Source organism: Neobacillus sp. NPDC093127, from assembly GCF_044754175.1.
Taxonomy (GTDB): Bacteria; Bacillota; Bacilli; order Bacillales; family Cytobacillaceae; genus Neobacillus.
The window spans coordinates 31,606-55,956 of sequence record NZ_JBIVOP010000015.1 but is presented as its reverse complement, the minus strand read 5'-3'; the positions used below and the strand labels follow the sequence as shown (position 1 = coordinate 55,956).

22 protein-coding genes are annotated in these 24,351 nt (G+C 39.3%); 18 read left to right on the top strand and 4 right to left on the bottom strand.

Annotation, left to right across the window (positions count from 1 at the left end; translation table 11 throughout):
• Positions 1-164: 164 nt before the first annotated feature.
• Together ACIQCO_RS19480 and ACIQCO_RS19475 are read right to left on the bottom strand one after the other, a co-directional pair.
• Positions 165-3,335 carry an ATP-binding cassette domain-containing protein gene (locus ACIQCO_RS19480; protein WP_400431321.1) on the bottom strand — a complete coding sequence of 1,057 codons (3,171 nt, stop codon included), beginning with the start codon at positions 3,333-3,335 and terminating at the stop codon, positions 165-167.
• Between the two features lie 167 nt (positions 3,336-3,502).
• A complete protein-coding gene (locus ACIQCO_RS19475) occupies positions 3,503-4,747 on the bottom strand; it encodes an aminopeptidase (protein ID WP_400431318.1) in 1,245 nt (414 codons plus the stop codon).
• 481 nt (positions 4,748-5,228) lie between these two features.
• Here ACIQCO_RS19475 and ACIQCO_RS19470 point away from each other — a divergent pair, with 481 nt between their 5' ends.
• The 18 genes from ACIQCO_RS19470 (at position 5,229) to ACIQCO_RS19385 (ending at position 20,730) form a co-directional block, all read left to right on the top strand.
• A complete protein-coding gene (locus ACIQCO_RS19470) occupies positions 5,229-6,842 on the top strand; it encodes an acyl-CoA dehydrogenase family protein (protein ID WP_400431315.1) in 1,614 nt (537 codons plus the stop codon).
• A 249-nt stretch (positions 6,843-7,091) separates the two neighbouring features.
• Complete coding sequence (locus tag ACIQCO_RS19465; RefSeq protein WP_400431536.1) at positions 7,092-7,598, top strand: DUF1648 domain-containing protein; 507 nt, start codon at positions 7,092-7,094, stop codon at positions 7,596-7,598.
• A 249-nt stretch (positions 7,599-7,847) separates the two neighbouring features.
• Positions 7,848-8,453, top strand: coding sequence for a DUF6518 family protein (locus ACIQCO_RS19460; protein WP_400431312.1), 606 nt, complete (start codon positions 7,848-7,850; stop codon positions 8,451-8,453).
• A gap of 39 nt (positions 8,454-8,492) precedes the next feature.
• The gene (locus ACIQCO_RS19455; protein ID WP_400431310.1) at positions 8,493-9,320 is read left to right on the top strand and encodes a DUF1835 domain-containing protein; all 828 of its coding nucleotides are present in this window, start codon (positions 8,493-8,495) and stop codon (positions 9,318-9,320) included.
• Between the two features lie 530 nt (positions 9,321-9,850).
• Positions 9,851-10,276 carry a DMT family transporter gene (locus tag ACIQCO_RS19450; protein WP_400431308.1) on the top strand — a complete coding sequence of 142 codons (426 nt, stop codon included), beginning with the start codon at positions 9,851-9,853 and terminating at the stop codon, positions 10,274-10,276.
• Positions 10,277-10,329: 53 nt separating this feature from the next.
• Positions 10,330-11,025: a Crp/Fnr family transcriptional regulator gene (locus ACIQCO_RS19445; RefSeq protein WP_400431306.1), complete on the top strand. Its 696-nt coding sequence runs from the start codon at positions 10,330-10,332 to the stop codon at positions 11,023-11,025.
• A gap of 62 nt (positions 11,026-11,087) precedes the next feature.
• Positions 11,088-11,564 (top strand): DMT family transporter, encoded by a 477-nt coding sequence (locus ACIQCO_RS19440; protein WP_400431533.1) that lies wholly within the window; start codon positions 11,088-11,090, stop codon positions 11,562-11,564.
• Between the two features lie 216 nt (positions 11,565-11,780).
• Positions 11,781-12,500 carry a hypothetical protein gene (locus tag ACIQCO_RS19435; protein WP_400431303.1) on the top strand — a complete coding sequence of 240 codons (720 nt, stop codon included), beginning with the start codon at positions 11,781-11,783 and terminating at the stop codon, positions 12,498-12,500.
• 4 nt (positions 12,501-12,504) lie between these two features.
• On the top strand, positions 12,505-13,257 hold the full coding sequence (locus ACIQCO_RS19430; RefSeq protein WP_400431300.1) for a hypothetical protein: 753 nt from the start codon (positions 12,505-12,507) through the stop codon (positions 13,255-13,257).
• 92 nt (positions 13,258-13,349) lie between these two features.
• Positions 13,350-13,901, top strand: a complete 552-nt coding sequence (locus ACIQCO_RS19425; RefSeq protein WP_400431297.1) for a DJ-1/PfpI family protein — start codon at positions 13,350-13,352, stop codon at positions 13,899-13,901.
• Between the two features lie 132 nt (positions 13,902-14,033).
• Positions 14,034-14,837, top strand: a complete 804-nt coding sequence (locus ACIQCO_RS19420) for a metallophosphoesterase (protein ID WP_400431294.1) — start codon at positions 14,034-14,036, stop codon at positions 14,835-14,837.
• A 190-nt stretch (positions 14,838-15,027) separates the two neighbouring features.
• Entirely contained in the window at positions 15,028-15,945 is a 918-nt protein-coding gene (locus ACIQCO_RS19415) for a class I SAM-dependent methyltransferase (RefSeq protein ID WP_400431291.1), read from the top strand.
• Between the two features lie 120 nt (positions 15,946-16,065).
• Entirely contained in the window at positions 16,066-16,560 is a 495-nt protein-coding gene (locus ACIQCO_RS19410) for a sigma-70 family RNA polymerase sigma factor (protein WP_400431288.1), read from the top strand.
• Entirely contained in the window at positions 16,553-17,569 is a 1,017-nt protein-coding gene (locus ACIQCO_RS19405; protein WP_400431286.1) for an anti-sigma factor, read from the top strand. Before ACIQCO_RS19410 ends, ACIQCO_RS19405 begins: the two co-directional genes overlap by 8 nt.
• Complete coding sequence (locus tag ACIQCO_RS19400; protein ID WP_400431283.1) at positions 17,554-17,862, top strand: hypothetical protein; 309 nt, start codon at positions 17,554-17,556, stop codon at positions 17,860-17,862. The genes ACIQCO_RS19405 and ACIQCO_RS19400 overlap by 16 nt, the downstream gene beginning before the upstream one ends.
• Before the next feature lie 590 nt (positions 17,863-18,452).
• Positions 18,453-19,148 (top strand): AIM24 family protein, encoded by a 696-nt coding sequence (locus ACIQCO_RS19395; protein ID WP_400431281.1) that lies wholly within the window; start codon positions 18,453-18,455, stop codon positions 19,146-19,148.
• A gap of 398 nt (positions 19,149-19,546) precedes the next feature.
• Positions 19,547-19,975, top strand: coding sequence for a VOC family protein (locus ACIQCO_RS19390; RefSeq protein WP_400431278.1), 429 nt, complete (start codon positions 19,547-19,549; stop codon positions 19,973-19,975).
• A gap of 197 nt (positions 19,976-20,172) precedes the next feature.
• Positions 20,173-20,730, top strand: coding sequence for a class I SAM-dependent methyltransferase (locus ACIQCO_RS19385; protein ID WP_400431275.1), 558 nt, complete (start codon positions 20,173-20,175; stop codon positions 20,728-20,730).
• A gap of 601 nt (positions 20,731-21,331) precedes the next feature.
• Here the strand turns inward: ACIQCO_RS19385 and ACIQCO_RS19380 are convergent.
• Both ACIQCO_RS19380 and ACIQCO_RS19375 read right to left on the bottom strand, forming a co-directional pair.
• On the bottom strand, positions 21,332-22,240 hold the full coding sequence (locus tag ACIQCO_RS19380; protein WP_400431273.1) for a nuclease-related domain-containing protein: 909 nt from the start codon (positions 22,238-22,240) through the stop codon (positions 21,332-21,334).
• A 228-nt stretch (positions 22,241-22,468) separates the two neighbouring features.
• On the bottom strand, positions 22,469-24,295 hold the full coding sequence (locus ACIQCO_RS19375) for an APC family permease (RefSeq protein ID WP_400431270.1): 1,827 nt from the start codon (positions 24,293-24,295) through the stop codon (positions 22,469-22,471).
• Positions 24,296-24,351 lie beyond the last annotated feature (56 nt).

Here is a 24,351-nt window from a genome sequence, read left to right as displayed (position 1 = left end):
TAAATGGTTGAACCCGCTGATATGACTGACCCGGAGAAACCAATCAAACGTTTGATTAAATGGCCGAACCTGCTGGTATGACTGGCCCGAAGAAACCAATCAAACGTTTGATTAACTGGTAGCTAGCTCTTTACTTAAATATCGCTTGTTTTAATCATTCTACTTTAATTGTTTTGCTCAAGGAATTGGTAAACCGCCATTAAATCTTGTTTATTCAACTCACGAATACGATTGAAAATTGGAATATCTGCAACTGCCTCAAGATGTAAGCCCTCAGCCACAACATCCCTTACTTTGCCTGTAAGCCATGTTTTTACTTCTATACCCTCGACGATTTCCTTACGCCCTTCATCATTGATGCCACTTGCATAACAACTTACACATGGAATTGTTAATTTAAATACGCCATCATGGAGATTATCTTCTGAAATTACTTTCTTACCTTTACAGAAAGGACATGGATGACTTGCTTTAATCTTATTAATTTGAGTGACAAGTTTTTTGTAACCAAACGCTTCATAAACATACGTTAGTTTTTTGTATTTTCCATTGGTGAAATACTTATCAATGATGGTTTCTCTCGTCTCAGTGATATTGGCAAAATCACAGATGGTAATCTGATTATTAATGCTGATGGATTCGATTTTGCCTTTGATTCTGTCCCAGAATGGTAAGACATTTTGTAATACCATTTCATAACCCGTAAAGCTTGCTTGTTCCAATTCAAACATTTTCAGGGCGACTTGTGTTTCCCTTGGCAGTAAGGAGACATCCTCCGTCAAAGGCATATCGCCGCCAACAATAGCTTTCAATTTTTCCAGTTCCGGTAACTTTCCTACTGTTTTCATCACCTGATCAAGCGGCTGTGCGATAATCTCACGAATATCTATGTCGCCAAATTTGAGCTTTTTATGATGATTTAACACGGTTCCGTGACAAATCGGACAGGTAATCTTCTCTTTTGATGCTTTCATCTGCTCTTTAATAACCGATTTTGAAATGACTATATACATTCCAAGGATCTTATTAAAGCCCTCCCATGTCCTCCGCGTCTTACCTGCTTTATCATAGAATGACTTTTCCCAATACCCGTATAAAAAGGTATGCTTCTCTGCTTCTGTCATCTCATTGTAGCTTTTACTAATATCTTGACCCAGTTCATTCTTAATCTCATCAAAAAGAAATTGCAATTTCGGATATTGATAGTATTTTAATACCTCCATTACCTCTGGATGCAATAGGCCATCCCAGAATGGAACGGTTTTGTCTTGAATGACAATATCAAAATCAAACTTTTCAATAACCCGGCGCCCTGAACAAACTGGGCAATGATTTTCTTGATTATAGAAATCGAAGCTTCTTGTATCTTTATTAGTCGGATGAGCAGCCACAATATGGTTGATCAGGCCGCCAATCTCATAGAGAAAACTATATTGACTATACAAATGCCTTTCAAGATCAATGGCGATGACAGGTGCAATGGTGTCAGATTCGTATTCGCCATAAATCAAACGAGCCATTGATGATAAGCTTTTTAAAATGCCGCCCTTATAGACATTTTCTGCATGTTTAAAATAGTCGATATGATTTTCTTTTAAATAGGTAATACCCTTTTGCTGCTTGAGTGTGGAAGAAATAGGCGATGGAGCAACACTATAAGCACAGTTTTGTTCACGATAATAATCATCATGACTGATCGTCTCAAGGTGTTCCACAGGTGCAAGCTGTCTTTTACCAAAATCAACGATAAAATCAGAACTTTTCATCATATAGTCATTGTGTTCAATCATTATGATAGAGACTGATTCATCCTTTAGTATTCCCCTGATACTATCAATAAATTGATTTAAAATATTTTGTGATAAACCTTTTGAAGGCTCGTCAAAAATAAACAGCGTATGCGGGTTTCTTGAGTTGGCAAACAGCTCCGAAACTAAATGGACACATTGAAATTCACCGGTCGATAAAGACTGTGTTTTTCTTTCCAATGTCAAATAACCAAGTCCAAGTTTGATCAATAAGCTTAAGCGTTTATGAGCGATATCTTCATTTGGGAGTTCATCAATAATATCTTCAATCGAGCGCTCGAAAATATCATCAATATCTTCACTATATTTTGTAAGTTTCTTTTTAATATCAAGAAACGTCGCAACGGTTGACCGGCTAGTAATTGATTGGTTTCGATCCTGCCCTACCATTACTAGTTTATCTTTTGGATATCGCTTCAGGAAATCCTTGGAGATACACTCATTGACAAGGGTAGATTTACCACATCCAGACTCCCCCGTAACGGTTACAAGTCTATTTTTGGGAATCTGGAATTCAGCCATTTGAATATTTCGACAATATAGATCATGAAATTGATAGTATTCTATTGGTTTTGCCTGATTTCGTTCCCAGGTAATCGGTTTTGGACGTGGGGATTCTTCAACAATTTTCCCGCCGTATTTACCACTGCCAGGTCCAAAGAATAATTGCTTATCTGATGTATCGAGCACGGTGTCAGAATGATCAATGAGCCAAATTTGATTCTTATAGCCTAATTGTTTAATCTGTTCTAAAATTTTCAATAGTGTTTGGTGATCAAGACCCACGGAGATTTCATCAATAATAATCACGGTATTATCACTTGCTGCCATGAATTCTGCCAAGTAAAGTCGTGTTAATTCTCCACCTGACAATGTACCCATAATTCGATTTAATGTTAAGTAACCAATATTCATATTGATAATATTTTTAAGAACATGTTGTTTCGCTTCACTAATATGTAATTCTTCTGCAAGGGATAGAATCGTCTCCATGCTTAAGTTGTTGATATCGGAAATACTATGTGGATGATCCAATAATTCTATTCTTTTTTGCTCAACTTCAGGACTATAGCGTCTGCCTTCACATTTTTTACATTCGACATTTTTGGTCGTACCGCGTCCTTTACAAGCTGGGCACCAGCCTAGTGCGTTATTAAATGAAAACACTTCTGGAGAAAGATTATATTTTTCTGCAAGCCGCACGCGGATCTCTGTAAACACGCCAGTATGTGTGCCAATTGTTGAACGTGGATTAGAAGAAATAGATGATCTTCCAAGAAAAAGTACTAAAGGCATCTCTTCCATTTTGATAGCACTGAAATTGGTTTCCATAATATTTGGAAATAAGTACTGATAATCAGCCTTTGGCAATAAGGAAACGAGACGCTTCTTGGATTCTTCACCAATGGTTTGACAAAAAGTAGTTTTACCAGATCCAGACAAACCAGCAATTCCGAGCGTCTGATCTTCCGGCAAGACGGCATCTAAACGGTGAATATTGTTGGCTATTAATTGATTTACTTTCATAGTAATCTCCTCTCCATTCTCTAAATATAGTATTGCCATGTTAGGAAAACTTCAAATGAATTTGTACGAAAAAAGCAAACGGCTCAGTCATTTACCGAGCCGTTTGCTTTTTCCTATACGTTAGCTTAGTGAAGCATAAGAATCGTCGCCTTGCGTTTATTGCTTTTTTAAAATGCCCAGTCTCCATTTCGGAAAATCGGAACAATGGTGCCGTCTTGTTTGATGCCGTCGATATTCATCTTGTTAGAGCCAATCATGAAGTCAACGTGAACAGTGGAAGTATTCATGCCGTGTTTTAATAATTCCTCTTGGCTCATTTTCGTTCCACCTTCGATCGTAGTCGGATAAGCTGCACCAATGGCTAAGTGATTGGAGGCATTTTCATCAAACAGAGTATTGAAGAAAGTGATCCCTGATTGAGAAATTGGGGATGGGTCTGGTACTAAGGCAACCTCACCTAAGCCAGTTCCGCCTTCGTTATCAAACACCAATTTCTTAATCGCTGCATCGCCTTTTTCTGCAGAAATGTCCACAATCTTGCCATCCTTAAAGTGGACTTCAATGCCTTCAATTAATGTCCCGGCATAGCTTAACGGCTTTGTGCTGCGGACCACACCATCCATGCGATGAGTGTCAGGAGCAGTGAAAACTTCTTCTGTCGGCATGTTGGCAATAAATTCTTCGCCTTTTGGATTATAGCTTTCAGCACATGCCCAAATATGGTTCTTCGGTAAGCCTAATGTTAAATCCGTACCAGGAGCTGTGTAGTGCAAGGCATCAAATTGAACTTCATTTAATTTTGTTGCCTTTTCATTCAATGTCTTTTTATGTTCATCCCAGGCAGCAACTGGATCTTCTGCATAAACACGGGAGGTTTTAAAGATTTGATCCCATAAGGCATCAACTTGTTCTTCCGAAGTTGCAAGGTTAGGGAACACTTTTGCCGCCCAACCAGCTCCTGCAGCAGCCGCGACGGTCCATTTCAAATCATCATTTTGCGTGGCCTTGCGCTGGGCGCTGAACGCTTTTCCAGCTACATTTTGATAGGCAGCCACTTTAGCAGGGTCAACTTCATTTAGTAAGCCTGGGTCGCTTGATACAATAGAAAGACGGCTTACGCGATGATTTAGTACATGGTCTTCGGATTCTTGAATTTCGTATTCAGGAATGTCGGTTAGCACTTCTACAGGCTGATGTATGTAATGAAGTTTGCTGATTTCATCATCGGACCATTTAACAATTACTTTTTCTGCGCCTAAAGCATAAGCTTCTTCTGTGATTAATCGAGCTAATCGAGCCTGATCAACAGTAATGGTCATTTTTACCCAATCACCAGGTTGAACATTAATTCCTTTCGCAACTAAAAGTTTAGCGTACTTTTGTAAATTTGCTTCAAAATTTGGTAGTACCATTTTTTTATAACCCCCAATAGTTTTTTCTAATTACCATATCATACTAGCACAATTAGACCCAAATTTCTGAAAGTAAAATTCTAAAAAAGCAGAACTTTGTTTGTTCATCTGAATTTTAATTAACTATTTCCCTGAATCATCCTATGGCGCTAAAAAAGTGAATGTAAAGAGTACATGATCTAGCTGTTATAACCAATCAAACGTTTGATTAAATTTTTGACACTATGTGACTCTGGAATGAAAAACCAATCAAACGTTTGATTGAATAGCTGAAGCCGTTGGTATGGCTGGCATGTGGAGGTTAACCAAACGTTTGATTAACATTTGTAAAAACCATTACTCTATTCATCACTTAATATTATCCACCAACGTCTTACTCTTTAGAATCACTATTTTAGAGATACCTTTTCTTGTGGATGGATAAATATTATAATAATTCTGAATAATATAATTTGTCAATTGAAAATAAGGAGTGAATTTGATGAGCATAACCTCCCAAGACACAGATACTAAAGGGAAAAATTCCTACAGCTTTGATGAATTTGTTGCAAACCGTGAAAATCTTGATTGGTATCGTGATGAACCATTTTTGCAAAAGACAGTGGAAAAATTCACTGGCTCTGATTTTAAACAAATTCATGAAAAAATTCTTTCCTTTTCTCCAACAGTTTCTTCTAAATGGAATCATTTAGCCGTACAAAGCTCGAGGCCGGAAGTCCGTCCGCATATGCTTCACTATGATGCATTTAACCACAGGATCGACAGAGTGGTGCGGCCAATGGAAACACAGCTTTTAGAAAAAGGAGTTTTTGGTGAAGGCCTATTCTCTAGTCAAATGACAGCTTGGGAGAGTTTTGTGAAACGAATGTTAATTCATCAACTAGGGGAAGCGGGGGTTACCTGTCCTTTAACATGTACTCACGGATTGATTGCCCTAATTGAAGAATTTCCGGATGAAAATCATCCAGAACTCCATGAGATTTTAATGCATACAAAAGAAGGGGTTAACGGCGAATACGCCATTGGCGCCCAGTATATGTCGGAAATCCAGGGCGGCTCTGATTTGCCTGCGAATCTATTAGAAGCCGTTCCTGATGGAAAAAACTATCGATTATATGGTAATAAATTCTTCTGCTCCGTCGCCCATGCTGATTATTCCGTTGTCACCGCCAAAATTTCAGGCTCAAACAAAGTATCCACCTTTATTGTCCCATCATGGCTGCCAGGAGATAAAGAGAAGGAAAAGAGAAATGACTATCAAATTAACCGGATTAAATGGAAAATGGGTACCGCTGAGGTTCCTACCGGCGAATTCCAATATAATGGGGCTCTTGCTTATCCAATCGGACCAAAAGATAAAGGCATAGCCGTGGCAGTCGGAATTGTGCTGACATTATCCCGTCTTGAAATCGGCATTGCCTGTGCCGGATTTATGCTCCGCGCATCAAGAGAAGCCAATCTTTATAGCGAATTCCGTTCCGTTTTTGGTAAAAAAATAAAAGATTATCCACTTGCAGGAAGTAAATTAAAGCTAATAGAGAATGCAGCACAACGGACAACGGCAGGCGCCTTTAAAATATATGACCTTTTCTTACGTCTTGAAAAGCCGCTTAACCCTGGACTTAAATCAGACCACCCACTTGAAATCAGAAAACAACTGTTTAACCTGCGCGAATTAATTTTATTGCAGAAAATTGGCGCTACCAAAGAGGGGGTGGAAGTATTACGCGAAGCAATCTCGGTGTTTGCCGGTCATGGCGTCATGGAGGAGTTCTCCTCACTTCCGCGGATATTCCGGGATGTCGTGGTTAACGAACAATGGGAAGGACCAAGAAATCTGTTATTAACCCAAATTTATCGTGATATAAGTAGAGTGGCAGATTGGTATCCCCCATCTGATTTTGTACGTCATGTTCTAGACGGGGCTTCACAGGAAACCATCCAAACATGTTCAGAGCAACTGGAAGACCTGCTGCAGCGGCCGGTTCTCGGAGAAGTAAGTGAAGGATCGATGGAAGCGGCAATAGAGTGGGATACTTTCTGCAGTTCCTTCTTTAAAGCCTATCAGGAAGTGGCATTAGCAGAGATAAAGTAATTTGGTATGTAAATGGAATTTCTGACAGTTAACTAGTATAAGTAAAAAGGGAACTTCTTAATGGTGAGAAGTTCCCTTTTTTCCTTTTTATAATATCTATCTTTTGCTGTAAAAGATAATATAAAATGGGACTAATAGAGGCTTGTTTCATGCGTGTATCAAATTACGAATTTTTGTGATGAAAAGGGCTTCCCTATAATAAGTGGGTATATTCAATAGGAAAAAACTTTTAAGGAGGGAGAAATGAGCATGTCAAATTATTTGGGAAGGCCAAAATTAAAAATACCCAAGACAAAGAGTGAATGGATTTGGAATATAATCGGCTATTTATGTTTTTTCGGATCGATTATTGTTTTACTTTATGTTTGGAGAACACTCCCGGATAAAGTCCCAGCACATTACAATGCAGCAGGTGAGGTGGACCGCTGGGGATCAAAATGGGAACTTCTAATTTTACCGTTTGTGGGGATATTCATTGCACTTCTATTGAGCATTTTAGAAAAATTCCCCGAAATACATAATTATCCTAACCGATTAAATGAATCAAATGCAGAACAGTTTTATTTACAAAGTCGAAAACTTGTTAATCAATTAAAAAACATTTGTCTCATTCTTTTTTCGCTCATCTTAGTTGAATCCATTTCTATTCCTCTAGGCTGGGGTGCAGGTTTTGGGATATGGTTTTTACCGATAGCGCTTATTGGATTTGGTCTTCCAATTTTATTGGGAATAATGAGGCTTAGGCGGATTAAATAACCGTCCATATCAAATCATCATTTTGCGTGGCCTTGCGCTGGTCAATGAACGCTTTTCCATATCCATTTTGATATGCAGTCACTTTAGCAGGTCCACTTCATTTAGTAAGCCAGGGTCACTGGATAAAATAGAAAGACGGCGTACTCGATATTTCCCGGAATCATAGTAAAATATGTAAATAGAGGTGATGATTATGAATGAGAAACAAGTAGCTTCAATAAAAGAAATAAACTTTTCACGAAAAATGATATGAAAGAAAAACTGGTTTACATAAGAGCTAAATCGGATCAAGTGCCGCCGTTACAAAAGAGATTAGTAAGAGTATTGTTTGTATTTATGTTGGGAGCTTTATTAGGTTTCTTGGCTAAATTCACAGATGGTACCGTTGTTGGGCAAATGGGGACTTACCTTGGCTTTTGGATTGTAGTTACATCAATTATTGCCGTTCGAAGTCGCTCGCCTAAAGCTGCTGCATTACATACATTTATTTTTCTACTGGCAATGCTTCTTGTTTATTATTTCTATTCCATGGTGTTGTTTGGATTTTTCCCAATGAATCATTTTATTGCTTGGGGCGGAATTGCCTTACTTTCGCCGGTAGGTGGGTATGCGGTGTGGTACGCCAAAGGAAATGGCTGGATTGCTGCACTCTGCGCTGCTTTACCAATTAGTGTACTTTTGGTGGAAGGCTATAGTTTTTTCTATACGTTCGGGATCCCCCAAGGATTTGATATCATCTCAGCTGTTTTGTTATTCTTCCTATTGCCTGCCAATCATTTTCAACGCTTACGCATGTTGCCTATTGTCATTGTGCTATTTTTCTTGATGGAGCGGATAGGGGTACTCTATTATTAGCCGTGATAAATATTTTTTCTGTTGGAAGGAGCATTAAAGATGATCCATATTCTGTTTGGCCAATCTTCTGCGGGCAGTTTAAGAGCTGCCTTTAGGAAGAAAGGGATAGATAAAAAAGAACAAATCATTTCTTTTTGGGATATGTTCTCGATTGGTCCAGTCTTGCGGTTACACGAAGAAACAGGGCTGGAGGCACGATTTGATTGGATGAAGGACGTAATGAATGATGAATTTGGAGAATTTCAGGAATATATACAAAGCTTTCAAAAGACAATTGATCGAATTTTGTCCATTCCAGAAGAGTTGCTAATTTTTATTTGGACTGCTGACAATGCGCATGAACAAACAGGACTGCGATTTGTTTTGGATATATTGAAGGGAAAAAATAACGATATAACCGTTATCAACACGACAAAGTCATATGGAGAACTTTTTAACGCAGGAAGAAGACAATATACAGTTTTGCATTCAGGCGAAATAAATCCTGACAAACTCCAAATAATATATGATCAAGGAGAAGGAAGAGTTCTAACTGACCATGATAAAGAAGATTATGGAGATGAATGGAATTTTTTAACCGAGAATCGTGAAACTTTAAGAATCTGGAGAAATGGAAGGATTGTGAGTGTCCCTGAAGACTATTACGACCCATTTATCATCCAAAAAGCTAAAAAGTTACATAGAAGGCAGGAAACAAAAGACTTTATGAAATCTGCCAGATTAATTGGCGAGGTGCTGGGGCATTTAGACCAATATGTTGGCGATGCATTTTTGGAGTATCGCCTAAGAAAGCTAATAGAAAAAGGGGTTTTTGATGTAGAAGGCAGCTTGATCGCGATGAGGTACTACAGTGTAAAATTGCGTTAGGAGAGGAAAAGCTAAATCCTGTTATCGCAATCATTTTGCTCATTGCGTTCATCATCGGCCTTATGAAGGACATTTCTCTCAGTCCCCTGCTGATTTTTGTCCTTCATTGGCTTTATGAAGGACATTTCTCTCGATCTCCTGCTGATTTTTGTCCTTCATCGGCCTAATGAAGGACATTTCTCTCGATCTCCTGTTGATTTTTGTCCTTCATCGGATTTATGAAGGATATTTCCCCCATTTCCCACTGATTTTTATCCTTCATTGACCTTATGAAGGGCACTTCCCCCAATAATTATTTTTACCCTAGAGAATTCCCTTAAGAATTAATATGTGAAAAAGTGGAAAAAACAATAAATTTCAAGATCAGCCTACTATGGCAAAATGGTGGGGACTGCCCTTTTTTGATAACAGGCGTGCAAAAACTAACTAAACGTTTGATTAAATTGCTGGAGGCGAGGACATATGTCCTTCCCTCAAAACCTAAATATAGCTTTTAATAAAAGAGAGATCTAGTTTGGGGGGAAGAATAGATGAAAGGAAGTTTATTTGCATTTTTAGGCGGAGGCTTTATAACCTTACAGGGAGTGGCTAATACCAAGATTAGTCAAGATATTGGCACCTGGCAGGCGGCAACGGTTACCCAGTTCACCGGCTTCCTTATGGCCCTGCTTATCCTGATGTTCGTCCGAGACGGAAAATGGCAAGCGTTTAAGCGGGTGAAACCATTATATTTAACGGGCGGGGCCTTTGCTGCAGTGATTATTTTCACTAATGTCACGGCTATTCAGCATATTGGTGTTACCCTTACAATATCTGCGATCCTGATTGCTCAGCTGAGTATGACCTTTTTCATAGATAGTAACGGATGGTTCGGTTTGGTAAAACAGAAGATGAGACTGCCGCAGTTCATCGGTATTGGGATGATGATAGCCGGAGTGGTAATATTAAGATTTTGAATCGATAAATGTCCCCATTTGTGACAGGTGAAAGTCTGGAGGCGAAACAATCAATGGAAGAAATAAAAGATCGTGAGCAGCTAAAATCTTATTTGCAAGCTCATAAAATCGAATCGATATTTAATGCCCCATTATTATCTCATTTGTCGCTATACAGCTTTGATCAAGGGGAACTTATCTGTTCTCAAGGTGACCCCGCACAGTTTCTGTACGTCCTTGTTAAGGGGAAGCTCAAAATTTACACCACGTCGGCAGAAGGCAAAACACTTATTCTCTCGTTTAAGACACCGCTTGAGGTAATTGGGGATATTGAATATTTACGAGATATTGAGATTATTAATACGGTTGAGGCAGTATCGCCTGTCTGTATGATTGGTGTACATCATCGCTGGTTGAAAAAATACGGAAGTGATTACGCGCCGCTGCTGCAATTCTTGCTGGATATCATTACACAAAAGTTTACCGTCAAATCCAATACTTTGAGCTTCAATTTGCTTTATCCAGTGGAAGTACGCTTGGCAAGTTATCTTTTAGCCGTATCCTTTGATGAATCCGACTCGTTATTTAAAGAGCAAATAAGCATTAGTATTAAGGATACCGCGAACTTAATCAGAACAAGCGCAAGACATCTGAATCGAGTTATTGGACAGTTTTGCGCAGAGGGTCTGATTGAGCGTAACAAAGGGTTCATCCTTATTAAGGACAGGGAAGGACTAAGGGCACTCGCAGGTGAAAATATCTACGAGTAGATTTATTCAATCATGCAGCGGGCAAATATGAGAAAAAGGCAGCAAATGGGAGAGACATGAATATGATACTAGGATTAATAATGGCGCTTATTGCTGGTTCGCTGGTCAGTTTGCAAAATATCTTCAACAGTAAGGTGAATGAACGAGCAGGGTCTTGGGCGACAACGACTCTAGTATTAGGGTTGGGATTCCTGGCTTCCATGACAATGGGTCTCATCTTTGAAGGGAAGCAGATATTTTCCTTACAAAATATGCAGCCCTGGTACTGGTTCAGCGGTCTGCTTGGAGTAGGAGTAGTGGTTTGTCTCGTTCAGGGATTAAAGCTGCTTGGCCCTACGTTTGCCATCTCTATCGCGCTGACATCACAGCTCGGGTTTGCATTGCTGTGGGATTCATTTGGCTGGCTGGGTCTTGGTAAAGTTCCGTTTACATTCAAGCAGTTAATTGGTGTATTAGTCATTGTTGGCGGCGTTTTTGTTTTTAAATTGGGCGGTGCTCGAGGAAATGAGAAGTCAATTAAAGGGTCAGTCTCCCGCTAAGTTAAAGCGTCGTGGGACTGACCTTTTTTTTACATTCTAAACGGTTTTATTAGGTATCTATTAAAAAGGTTAACTTTATCATTGCAAAAGGAGTTTCATCTTCAAGATTCTTTTTTCGGACAAGGAGCCTGTCCCTATGTCCCTCTTGAAAAAGCATAATGCTTTTGCAGGGAATTTGTAGGTTTATGGTGAATTATGTAAAACAGGAGGTGGGGAATGGACATTCATTTTGATTTTTCGTTTGATCTCATTGCATTTATATCTGGATTTTTAGCATGGTGTGTTATTGGATTTATTGTCTATCGTATCTATAAAAAACAAGCTGAGAAGCCAAAGGTTTGGAAAGTTATCGTTAGTGTACTGGTCGGTATTTTTTGTTTTTCAATTAATTTGCAATTTTTTGGTTCGCTGCTCAAAATCCCAATCTTACCACTTGGTGTTTGGATTTTGTTTGGAATATTGAAGAGAAAGGAAGGGCGCTGGCAGATATATCGGCGTTTCGCTTGGTTAGGCTTTTACGCAAACTTTATTTTCTTAGCGGCAACGCTCATAGCCATTCCTGCCCATCTGCTACTATATCCTGAAGACGAGATTTCAACGTATATCTCAAATGTAGAAAATGCCGCTATTATCAATATCCATCCTTCGGCGGGAAATTACTCACTAAATATAGAAAAGCTGCAGAGTCAATTACATAACATGAGTCAAGCAACGATTTATAGCGAAGAGTGGTATGAAGAGACATTTATGGGGTCTGATTCTAAAAAGATAAACGAACGGTTTCCCTATCAACTCAGCGGAGCTTCACCAAAATGGGGGAGTGGCATGGAATCAATCATATACGTTGAAGCTGATGGAAAAGGAATTTTGGTAACGGCACCGAATAAACAGCTCTATTTTCGCTCAAAAGACTCCTTGCTGAAAGGAGGAAAATAATCTGATGAAAAAAAGAATCTGGTTCTTTGCTTTGTTAGCTGTAGTTGTCATCTCAGCAACAGCGATTTATTGGTTTTATTTTTCAAAACCTGATCCTTTTCTAACAAATGAACAATTGATTGAGGAAATGAATCAGGTCTTTCCAGAAGCGGCAGTAAAAGTCATTCAAGGCACGATTTCAATCGATGAACGACATCGGGTTGTCCCGTTTGTTGCTGAGGGAGACAAGTACGGCTTTAGTAATTGGGAATGGCAGCAGCATAAATGGGAGATTGTCTCCTTTAATACAATGGAACAGCCATATATTTGGAAGATTAATAGCGAAGATCCAACAACCTTTCGCCTAATATGGAATATTCATCCTGCTGATCAAGTCGGTTATCTAACGTTTTATTTAATCAGACAGAGAGGATATCATAGCCGGGATGGGCAAGTAACGTATGACCCCGGAGTTCAAATGGCGAAAAAGGTCACCCTTCAGGGGAAATCTTATGGTGTATTGCAGCTGCCGGATGACTGGGCAGTATTCATGAACTCATTAAAAAATGTAGAATCGGTTAAAAATCCTGATATATTTTCCAATCATTTCTTCTTTGATAAAAGTATATATTTTGGCTGGACTGCCTATGACAAACTCGGAAAAGAGACATTCCCAAAGGGTAATAATAACAATGGATTTTCGACAGGAGGCGGCGACTTAGATTTCCTCATGTATTTGAATGAATCGAAAATTGAGTCTCCGAAAGATGGGGAATAAACTCTTAGGATAAAAAAAGGGAATGAAAGGGAAAAGCTAGAATATATAAATAAAGGTGGAATAGCCATATTTTTACGAGGGGGAATGAAATCATGTCAAAAAAAGTTCTATTGATCGCCGGGGACGCCGTTGAGGCACTAGAGATTTATTATCCATATTTTCGCTGTCTAGAAGAAGGCTATGATGTGCATATTGCGGCGCCATCGAAGAAAAAGCTCCAAACCGTTGTGCATGACTTTATCGGCTGGGATACGTATACGGAAAGCAAAGGATACTTAATTGAATCCCAAATAGCCTTTGAAGATGTGAACCCTGAAGAATATGATGGATTAATTATTCCTGGTGGAAGGGCACCGGAATACATTCGTTTAAATGAAAATGTTCCAAGAATTGTCGCGCATTTCTTTGAAGCGAATAAACCAGTTGGAGCCATTTGCCATGCAAGTCTAGTTTTGACAACGGTTCGCCAATACATGGAAGGCAGGGAGCTGACCGCCTATATCGCCTGCAAACCAGATGTAGAAGCGGCGGGTGCTACCTATATCGAGAATCCTCTCCATGTTCAAGGAAATCTTGTTTCCGGTCATGCCTGGCCGGATTTGCCGGGCTTCATGAGGGAATTTATTAAACAATTGAACCAATAAGGAACATATAGCCAAAATGGAAAAGGAATCAGAATTGAAATCTCTGGCTCCTTTTCTTATTTTAATAATATGAGAGCAAAAGGACGATTGGAAAAAGCGTCTAATTTACAAGTTCGACGAGGAGGGGTCTAAATGAAAATTGCCGTTCTATCAGACATTCATGAAGGCATCAATCGAGAAAATACACAGACGGATATTATGGCACTGCTAAATAGTTGGCTGGCTGACCATTCTCCGGATGTGTTTATCATTAGCGGTGACATGACTAATGATTCGGAAAAATGCCTTACCCTTTTGAATCAGCTGCAAAATGAATTTCCACGAACGAAGTTATTATTTGTCCATGGGAACCACGATATCTATCATCAAGACTCAAAATCTGCCTGCGAAACACTACTAAGATTCCCAGGTAATCTCGGAAATGGTCCGGTGGAATTAAATGAAGATTGGGTTGTAATCGGTGATGGCGGCTGGTATGACTACACTTTTGGGATCAACGGATTCACGGAAGAACAATTTACCTTGGGCAGGTTTCATGACTTCACATGGCCGGATAAGATATATGCCCACTGGCCGGGACATGATAAGGACGAAACGGAACGGTATTTAGCGAAAATAGAAAATTGGTTGAGGGTTTATCAAGGAAAAAATATCATCATGATGACACATATGGTGCCCTTTTCAAAGTTTGTCGTATGTAAGGACGACCCCGGTTGGGACTTTTTCAATGCGATGATGGGAAGTTCGCGCTTCGGGGAATTAGCGGTGAAATATGGTGTGAAAAAGTATATCTTTGGGCATATTCATACCCGATATCATGAGATTTATAAAGGAATCGAAATCATTTGCAACCCCTTGGGCTACTATCCCTACGAATGGAACCACAAAACAGCGGAGGAAGAAATCCTTTCCACGATTAAAGTGATTGAGATTTGATTAACTTATCCACAGCGGTGCCTGACACCCAATCAAACGAGGTCAGATTTTCCAAAAAACTCTTGACAAAAAATTTTTATTTGTGCTATAATTAAATGTTTATTGACACGTTTTAACTTCCGTCGTATTATGAACTCCTGGTTATATTTTAGCTGGGAGTTTTTTGCTTTTAAACGAAGGGGGAGTTAATTTGGAAAAAACGAAAGAGAGTTTAACTGCGCTAGTCAGCTGCTTTGCCCGGGGATATCATGCGTTGAAGAGCAGTAAGCCCATTTTTAATGACCGTGTTGCTCATTCACTTTTGCGAGATGAGGAAAAACAGTTCATTGCTGCTAACTGGGCCAATGCTATCGCTTTCTTTGATCCGGAGGTGGGTGCTGCATTAAAGACGTTTGACGAAAAGTTGGAATGGGTGATGAATAACCAGACGATTCCACAACTAGTCAGCCGGGCAAGGTATGCAGAAGACGGTCTAATGTCGGCTATCGCAAGAGGGGTAAGACAATATGTCATTTTAGGTGCCGGCCTTGATACCTTTGCTTTAAGACAAGAACATCTCCCAGAAGACTTTATCATCTATGAGGTAGACCATCCCGCAACCCAAGCATTTAAAATAAACCGCCTTCAAGAAATGGGTATTGCCATTCCTGCTAATCTGAAATTTGTACCCTTAGATTTTAAACATGATTCATTAAGCGACGGGCTGAAGCAAAGCGGCTATGATGAACAGAAATATGCCTATTTTAGTTTGTTAGGTGTCGTGATGTACTTAGAGAAAAGAGATTTTTACAACCTTCTTTCTTCTATTTCAGCTATGTCCATGAACGGAAGCTCGTTCGTATTTGATTACCTCGACGACACCGCCTTCAATGAAAAAAAGGCATCAAAAAAATTAACTCAAATGAGGCAAATTACCGCCCAAACAGGTGAACCAATGGTTACCGGCTTTGATCCGTTTGAACTAGATCGCGAACTGCAAGAATGCAATATGTTAGTATATGAAAATCTCTCACCTGCGAATATTGATGAAATATACTTCGCGGGCCGGGAAGATGGATTGCACGCCTTCGACCATTTTCATTTTGCGCATTTAGTCGTTCATAAATAAATAGAAGAGAATCAAACACCATTCCAATTTTTGCGAATGGTGTTTTTCTAAATAAAAATTTTCCAAAGTTGCAACCTTTTGCTATCGTTAAACGTGGTTAGGATGAAAGGGGGAACAGCTTTGGAACTTGATCAAGCATATCAAGAAAACGTAAATGATTTGTATCGCTATCTTTTCTCCCTTTCAAAAGATCATTTTATCGCCGAGGATTTGGTTCAAGAGGCTTTTTACCGGGCCTATTTACACCTAGAAGATTATGAAATTTCCAATATTCGTGCCTGGCTGTTTAAGGTTGCTTACCATGCCTTTATTGATTTTAAACGGAAAAATAAACGCCTTGTCATTCAGGAGCAGATGGAAGAGAGGAATTCCTCTAAGGAAACACCAGAAAAAAGGCTGCTTGAAAAAGAAGGTTTTCAATTGCTGTTGAATGACATTCATACCTTAAGGGAGCAGGAAAGACATGTTTTGCTGTTATGTGATTTGCATCAGCTTGCGTATGATGAAGCCGCGGAAATTCTGGATATGAAAATAAATACGCTGAAAAGCCATTTACATAGGGGCCGGAAGAAAGTTATGGATAGAGTAAAGGAAAGGAAGAAGGCAGATGAGTGATGAAAAGAAAGGTTTTGAAGAGGATTATCAAAATTATCTAAAGGATTCTTTAAATGAAGTTAGCGGGCTTCAATCTTATTCAAAAGAAGGCCAAACAGAAATTGTCACAATCGGTAAAAATCTGGCACGAAGAACGAATATTATGGTCAGTCTGGCAATTTTGCTACTGGTTGTACCATTGATGACTTTGGCCTCCTATATGTATTACGCAACTGGCGACAGGGCCAACCAGTTAATCGATGTTGCGGCGAAAACCATTTATGTAACCGAGCCAAATATGGGTTTGGAAGAACTTAGATTGGAACATAAGATTGGCTTTTTCTCCATGAATATCAACTTTGATGTTTTTAAAAGGATTGGTAAAGAGGATTACAAGGTTGGCAGCTATGATATCGACTTTTTGTTGAATCAGCCTGAATTTCCGAAGAGGGACCTAATCTTGGATCGACCGTTGGATGAATACCCAAGCAAGGAGACAGAGTTCATGGTCCACCCAAAAGCGGCTCTTCCCTTTTCGGCATATACGGGGTGGGATATGTTGAAAAAAATTCCGGATGGATCGGTTGCCGAGATTTATGTTTCTTTAAATCAAGTCATGAAACCTGAAGAATTGAAAGAGAGTCTGCCGAAAAATATGGAGCTTCGCTGGTTGGCCGTCGATACCGGAATGGACGCAGCCCAGGTAGATCAAGCGGGGGTGCCGATTACACCGTTAGGTTATCCGGCACAGTACGACCCGACGACCTGGTCACCTTTTAAAACGGATGATAATGAGAAGGCTTTTCTTGAAATTTTATTACAGCTTAAAAATAATGAAGCAGTGGCAACTAAAGTGGCCCGCGCCAAATCCTTAGCGTTGGGCGGCCGCCTTGCCTATATCAAAAAACATGGCATTAATGTTTTTGGTGCGGTCATCACCGGCCCGACGGAAGAGTTACGAAAACTTCAAGATCTGCAGGAAATCCGAGCAGTGAAGGTAGGGGAGGTTAAATTATGGAATTGGGAATAAAGAAAAAAGGCGGAGGCCGGCGTCTGCCAACTATATCAGGATTTTTATCTTTCCTGATTGCCCTTATTTCGTTAGCCGGTTTAAATGTCGCCCTGTTGATGAAAGTGCCAGTGTTTCCCGGAATCTTTATCGTCCAGCTCCCGATTGTGGGCTTTTTCCTCGGGCTATTTGGGCTAATTACCCGACGAAGGTCCAGACTATACGCAATTTGGGGCCTTTCTTTATGCAGCTTTTTATTACTATTTACCCTTTTAATGATCATCGTATCGTTAGTAATTAATCCAAAACCGTAGATTTTTTGTAAACTAAACCGTAAACGACAAGAGTACAGTTCCCTAACAAAGTGGTAAGGAATCCGCATCAGGTGGATATACTGTGTAATAAAGTATGTCTACCTGAGGTGATGGAGTTGGGGATAATAGCTAATCTTTGTTGGGAAGGTCTTACTCTAAAACACGTATTTCACAAAAAAGTTGTTATTTCTTATTTATTGTTTGTCTTTACTGCATTTTTGTTTGGATTGTTTTTATTCCTATTATATGGGGTTTCGTGTTTTATTTTTTATAATTATTGCCATAGCCCAAATTTTGTTTTTTATTTATGTGGTGCAATTTTGCTTTTAATTGAAATTTTAACAGTTTCAATGTTAAAAACAACCATATCAAGACACAAAGATGTCTTCTTAAAGGACTATAGAAGAACGGTTCCAGACTGCTGAAATAAGAGCATCATAGTAAAAAGCGAACAATGCTGGTGGCACTGTTCGTTTTTTTTAAAATCAATTAAATGTATATGTAATCGCTTGTGATTTTTCGTTTTTCTTTATTTTGAAACATTCATGGTTATTTTTCGTACATATAGGTAGGGAAGGAAGGTGTGCTGAATGAGCAGATATTCAATTGAAGAATTTATTAAACAAACGGAGCAAGTGGATAAGGGTGAGGGATTCTTTGAATTAGAGACCCCTCGTTTGCTCGAAGTAAACCTGGATGGTCAAGTATGGGCCAAGGCAGGATCGATGGTTGCCTACCACGGAGAAATGAAATTTGTCCGAGAAGGAATTCTGGAGCACGGTCTTGGGACAGCCTTCAAAAAGGCACTAACCGGGGAGGGTGCCTCGTTAATGAAAGCAAATGGCAGGGGGAAATTATATCTTGCCGATAGCGGTAAAAAGATTGTTATCCTAAAGTTGCAAAACGATTCTATCTTTATTAACGGTAATGATCTGCTTGCGTTTGAACCAAGTATTAAGTGGAAGATTAAATTAATGAAACGGATTGCCGGGATGATGGCCGGCGGACTATTTAATGTCTTTTGCGAAGGAACCGGGATGATTGCATTTACCACCCATTATGAACCACTTACATTAAGAGTTACACCGGGCCAGCCTGTAATTACCGACCCAAATGCAACCGTCGCCTGGTCTGGAAACCTTCAGCCGGTCATTCAAACCGATATTAGCTTCAAAACCTTCCTTGGCAGAGGCAGCGGCGAGTCGATTCAAATGCGGTTTGAAGGAGATGGATTTGTGGTCGTTCAGCCATACGAAGAGGTATATATGAATTCCAAACAAGGGTAATAGGCAAAAAGGAAAACGCGCTTAGTTGGCGGGCTCCGTTTCCTATCGAAAAACTTTAAATAGCATTAAGAAGATAAGTGAAAATGTTAACTAATTGCATCGCATTTGCGGTGCCTTTTTTATTGGTCGAAAATAAAAAAAGAATAAATTCGAGTAGTCAATCAGAGCTATTGGCGACCTAAAATCGAGAAATCAAAAGATTAGTCCCTCATCAAAAAAACTAAACAAACGTGTCAAAATTATGTTAGGGATTGTGAAAGGATGTATCTGAACTAATGGCGCAGGATAGTGGCAAAGCGTAATAATCTGCAAAAGTAAACTTCAATAAATTGCTGGTAATTTGTTTATATGGAGTTTTCTGGGTATAATTCAATTATTAATTACTAGGAGTGAAGCAAATGTCTGTTGATGTTTATCTTAATTTTAACGGAAACTGTCGTGACGCAGTAGAGTTTTACGCACAGGTTTTTGGAACGGAAAAGCCACAAATTATGACTTTTGGAGAAACGCCTCCTAACCCGGAATATCCTCTTCCAGAGGAAGCAAAAAACTTAGTCATGCACGCACGGCTTACTATTAGCGGAAGTAATGTCATGTTTTCTGATACCTTTCCCGGTATGCCTTTTACTGTAGGAAATAATATAAATCTTGCAATAGTCAGTAAGAACATGGATGAAATTAAATCTTCATTTAATCAACTGAAAGAAGGCGGGACGGTAGGCATGGACCTTCAAGAAACATTCTGGAGCAAATGCTACGGTCATTTAACAGATAAGTTTGGAGTTAACTGGCAATTCAGCTATGAGAGCGAAGAAACAGGAATGTAATTTTTGTGTAAGTATGAAAGACAATGGACAAGTGCCATTGTCTCTTTTTTTTGTGTGTAAATAAATTCCAGTAGGACCCCTCCTAAAAAAAAACCCTTTAAAAATCCAATCTCCTTCAGAAGAATCCAGCCATGCATTGATACATGAATAAATCTGCAATTGAGAAAAATAAAACAAAGCACAGGAGGAGACTTTTTTTGAACAGTAACAATTCCTTATTATTTTTACAAAAATTTTTCCAAAACCCAAAGCAAATCGGAAGCTTGTGGCCAAGTTCGCGATTTTTGGCAAGAAAAATGGTTCAATCGCTGCCATGGGACGAAGTAAGCGCAATTGCAGAGCTTGGTTCTGGTACAGGCGTTATTACGAAAGAAATAAAATCTCGTGTATCAGAAAAGGCAAGGGTTTTCTTGTTTGAGAAAGATGAAACCATGAGAGAAAATTTACAAAAAAAATACCCGAAATATATGTGTCACACGAATGCCGTTCACTTAAAGAATGCAATTATGCAACACGGTGTTGAGGAATTAAACTGTGTCATTAGCGGGCTGCCGTTCTTTAATTTTCCTACGGAGCTTCAAGAATTGTTTATTAGCCAAATTATAAGCTCATTAAAATCAGGGGGATACTTTATAGCCTTTCAATATTCTTTTCAAATGAAAAAGCAGTTAGCAAAAGCTTTTAAGATTGAAAAAATCAGCTTTGTGCCACTTAATTTCCCGCCTGCGTTTGTTTATGTGTGCCGAAAAAAGTAGGAAAGGAGAGGGGCGGAAAAAAGGACGTTAATAAGGGTTCTTAAAGACAAAAAGGCCGGCGCTCTCCAAGAAAATGTCCAATAGTAGAGTTCTAAAGGACAAAACGGACGGATTCCTTCGGGAAAATGTCTAATAGGATAGGTCTAAAGGACAAAACGGGCGGATTCCTCCGGGGAAAATGTCCAATAGGATAGGCCTAAAGGATAAAATGGGCGGATTCCTCCGGGAAAATGTCCAATAGGATAGGTCTAAAGGACAAAACGGGCGGATTCCTCCAAGAAAATGTCCGATAGGAGAAGTCTAAAGGACAAAACGGGCGGAGTTCTCCAAGAAAAAGTCCAATAGAAGAGGTCTAAAGGACAAAACGGGCGGAGTTCTCCAAGAAAAAGTCCAATAGGATAGGTCTAAAGGACAAAATGGACGGGTCCTCCAAGAAAATGTCCGATAGGAGAAGTCTAAAGGACAAAACGGGCAAATGCCCTGTTGAATCTGTCTAATAGAAGGCTTATTTAAAGTAAAGTCCTCCAAGATAGTAGTATTCAAAAGAGATTCTTATGGAAAAGGATTCCTAGGAAAATTAAATTTAGAAAAGTCCTGTTTTTTACTCGTAATAAACCCATCGACGGTCCCCAACAGTTTTAAAGTATCCTCTAAGAATTCTGCTAATTCTCTTCTTAGACTCAACCACCTTGCACCATTCATGTATCTCACTGGTAGTAATTTTCCGATCAGGAAAAAGAAGCCTATATTCCTCCACGCTTCGCAAAACTGCAGATGTAACCAATTCTTCATGCCCACAATCTCCACATATACATTTTTGCCCACTGACAGTAATCGAAAATGAGTTGCATACCTCACAAATATTCCCTTTTCGAAGATCCTCATATTTATAAGGAGGTAAAAGTGTATAAGGGTTTTCTTCAATATGTAGTGAAATTAATTTGTCAGCCAGCAACTTATGTTTTCCACTTAATCTTGATGGTGACAAATCAAACTTTTTCAAATAGCTATTTACCTGTGTTGGAAAAATAAAAGGCCTGTCGAGGGGAGCTTGGTATAGGGTGAACTCGGGATTGATAAACACTACCTGGGCCTCAATAGGAAAGTTATACCCAATATTCTGGAATAATTGACGGAGCAGGGATTCTCCGCGATTCAATTGATGTAGTGGATTATTATATTCCTTTTTGGGCTTCTTATATAATCTGTCTGCAGCCGCATCGTAAAAATAATCGCCTTCAAAATTTTTCACTTCGTAAACGTAAATAGTTTCAGAAATAATAAGCGAGTCAATTTGAAACATAGTGTTGTTCACCTTGAACAGCAAATCATTTAAGATATAGCATTCACATTGAAGCTTCTCTGTAAGTGAATCAAACAGGACCTCCCCTTCATAACCCTTTTTTAGGCTGAAATAGTGCTGCATGTCTTTTTCAGGTAAAGTCATCCGTGTATTTAAGAATCCGAGAATAATTAATTCAGTAGACTTAGTACGAGGTTTATAAGCCATACGACACGTCCTTCCATAATATTGAAAACCCCATGTCCATTTTATAAGAAAATACCAATGAGAGGGACCTAAATAAATGAATATTTTGTTAACCTTTTTTTGAACCCATGCGTTAGTCTCCATTTGCCTTGGGTTCCAGTCCCCATATTTAAAGTGAAGAAGTGTTGATTTTGGCGAAAAAAAAGCAGAGATTTTTCTCTGCTTTTTCACCGCTCTTCATTTTGAAGGTTACTTTTTCAAATGATAAGGCACAGTCGTGATGATTACGTTTCTCCGATATAGTAAGAATGAACGGATCAGTAAGCTTGATTGGTTATGGAGAATATTGTGCCAGCCTTTCTTGGGAATAAACTGCGGTATCACCACGGTGACTTGGTAATTTGATTCACTCGCTTTATGTTCAACCGTATCAACAAATTTAGTCAATGGTTGAATAATACTTCTATAGTGAGAGTGAAGGGTCACGAGTCGAACATCGGGCTGCCACATCTTCCATTTCTCTTCAAACTTTTTTTCATCTTCCCTTTCAAAAGCAACGTAAACAGCAATGATTTGATCAGCTGAAAGAGATTTAGCATAATTGATTGAGTTTTCAACCACATGCGTAATCCCCGCAACAGGTACGATGATGACATTTCCTTCAATCGGAACTGCAGGCTCACAAGTAGTAATCCGTAGTTGGTCGCCTACTGCCTCATAATGCTTTCTTATTCTGAGAAAGACAAAAATGATTAGGGGTAGGAAAATGAACACAGGCCATACCCGGTCGAGCTTAGTTAAGAAGAACACGATCGTAACAGTGAAACTAATCAATGCCCCGGTTGTGTTAATAAGCAGCTTTACGATCCATCCGCTAGGTTTTTCACGAATCCATTTCAGCATCATTCCTGTTTGCGACAACGTAAAGGGAATAAAAACCCCAACAGCATATAGGGGGATGAGATGTTCTGTCTGTCCTTTAAAAGCCATAATTAAAAGGATTGAGGCAAAACCAAGGATGATGATGCCATTGGAGTAGCCTAATCGGTCACCTCTAATGGTAAACATTCTTGGGATAAATTTATCCTTAGCCAAATTCACAGCCAGCAATGGAAAAGCTGAATACCCCGTATTGGCAGCAAGGATTAAAATCAATGCCGTTGTCCCTTGGATAAAGTAATACATTCCATTCCGTCCAAAGGTTGCCTCCGCAATTTGAGAGACGACCGTCACTTCAGCGCGAGGAGAAATTCCATAATAATAGGCTAAAAATACGATACCAGAAAAAAGTAAAGCTAGTAAAGTTCCCATGGCCATTAACGTTTTGGCTGCGTTTTTCGGAGCTGGGTCTTTAAAGTTTGGAATCGCATTGGAAATAGCCTCCACACCTGTAAGCGCTGAACTGCCGGAGGCAAATGCTCTTAAAAGAATAAAGAGACTAATTCCTGCTACAGGTGTACCGAGCGGTGCGGATAAATCTGGTGAAACCTTACCTGTTATGACATTGAATAATCCGACTCCAATTAGGATAAATAAAGCGAACACAAATAAATAAACAGGGTAGGCTAAAATCGAAGCGGACTCTGTTAGCCCTCTTAAGTTCAAGATTGTTATTAACAGGACAAATATAATCGCAATGCTTACCTTATGAGAATGTAAAGCAGGAAAAGCAGATGTAATGGCATCTGTGCCAGCAGAGATACTCACTGCGACCGTTAAAATATAATCAACTAATAACGAACCTCCAGCAATTAGTCCTGGAGTAACCCCCAAATTCTCCTTCGAAACCACATACGCCCCTCCACCATGCGGATAAGCAAAGATAATCTGCCGGTAAGATAGAATTAAAGCAGCTAATAGAATTAAAACACAGGCAGCAATGGGAATCGAATACCAAAAGGCGAGCGTTCCCAATGTAACAAGAACAATCAATATTTGTTCAGGACCATATGCAACAGACGATAACGCATCCGAAGAAAGAATCGCTAATGCTTTCGTTTTAGAAAGCTTTTGTTCCCCTAAAGCCGTTGATTTTAAAGGGCGTCCGATTAAAAACCTTTTGATTGAAGAAATCATTACTGTTCACCGCCGAATAGTTAGTATTCTTTTTTTAAAAAATTCCTGAAAACAAA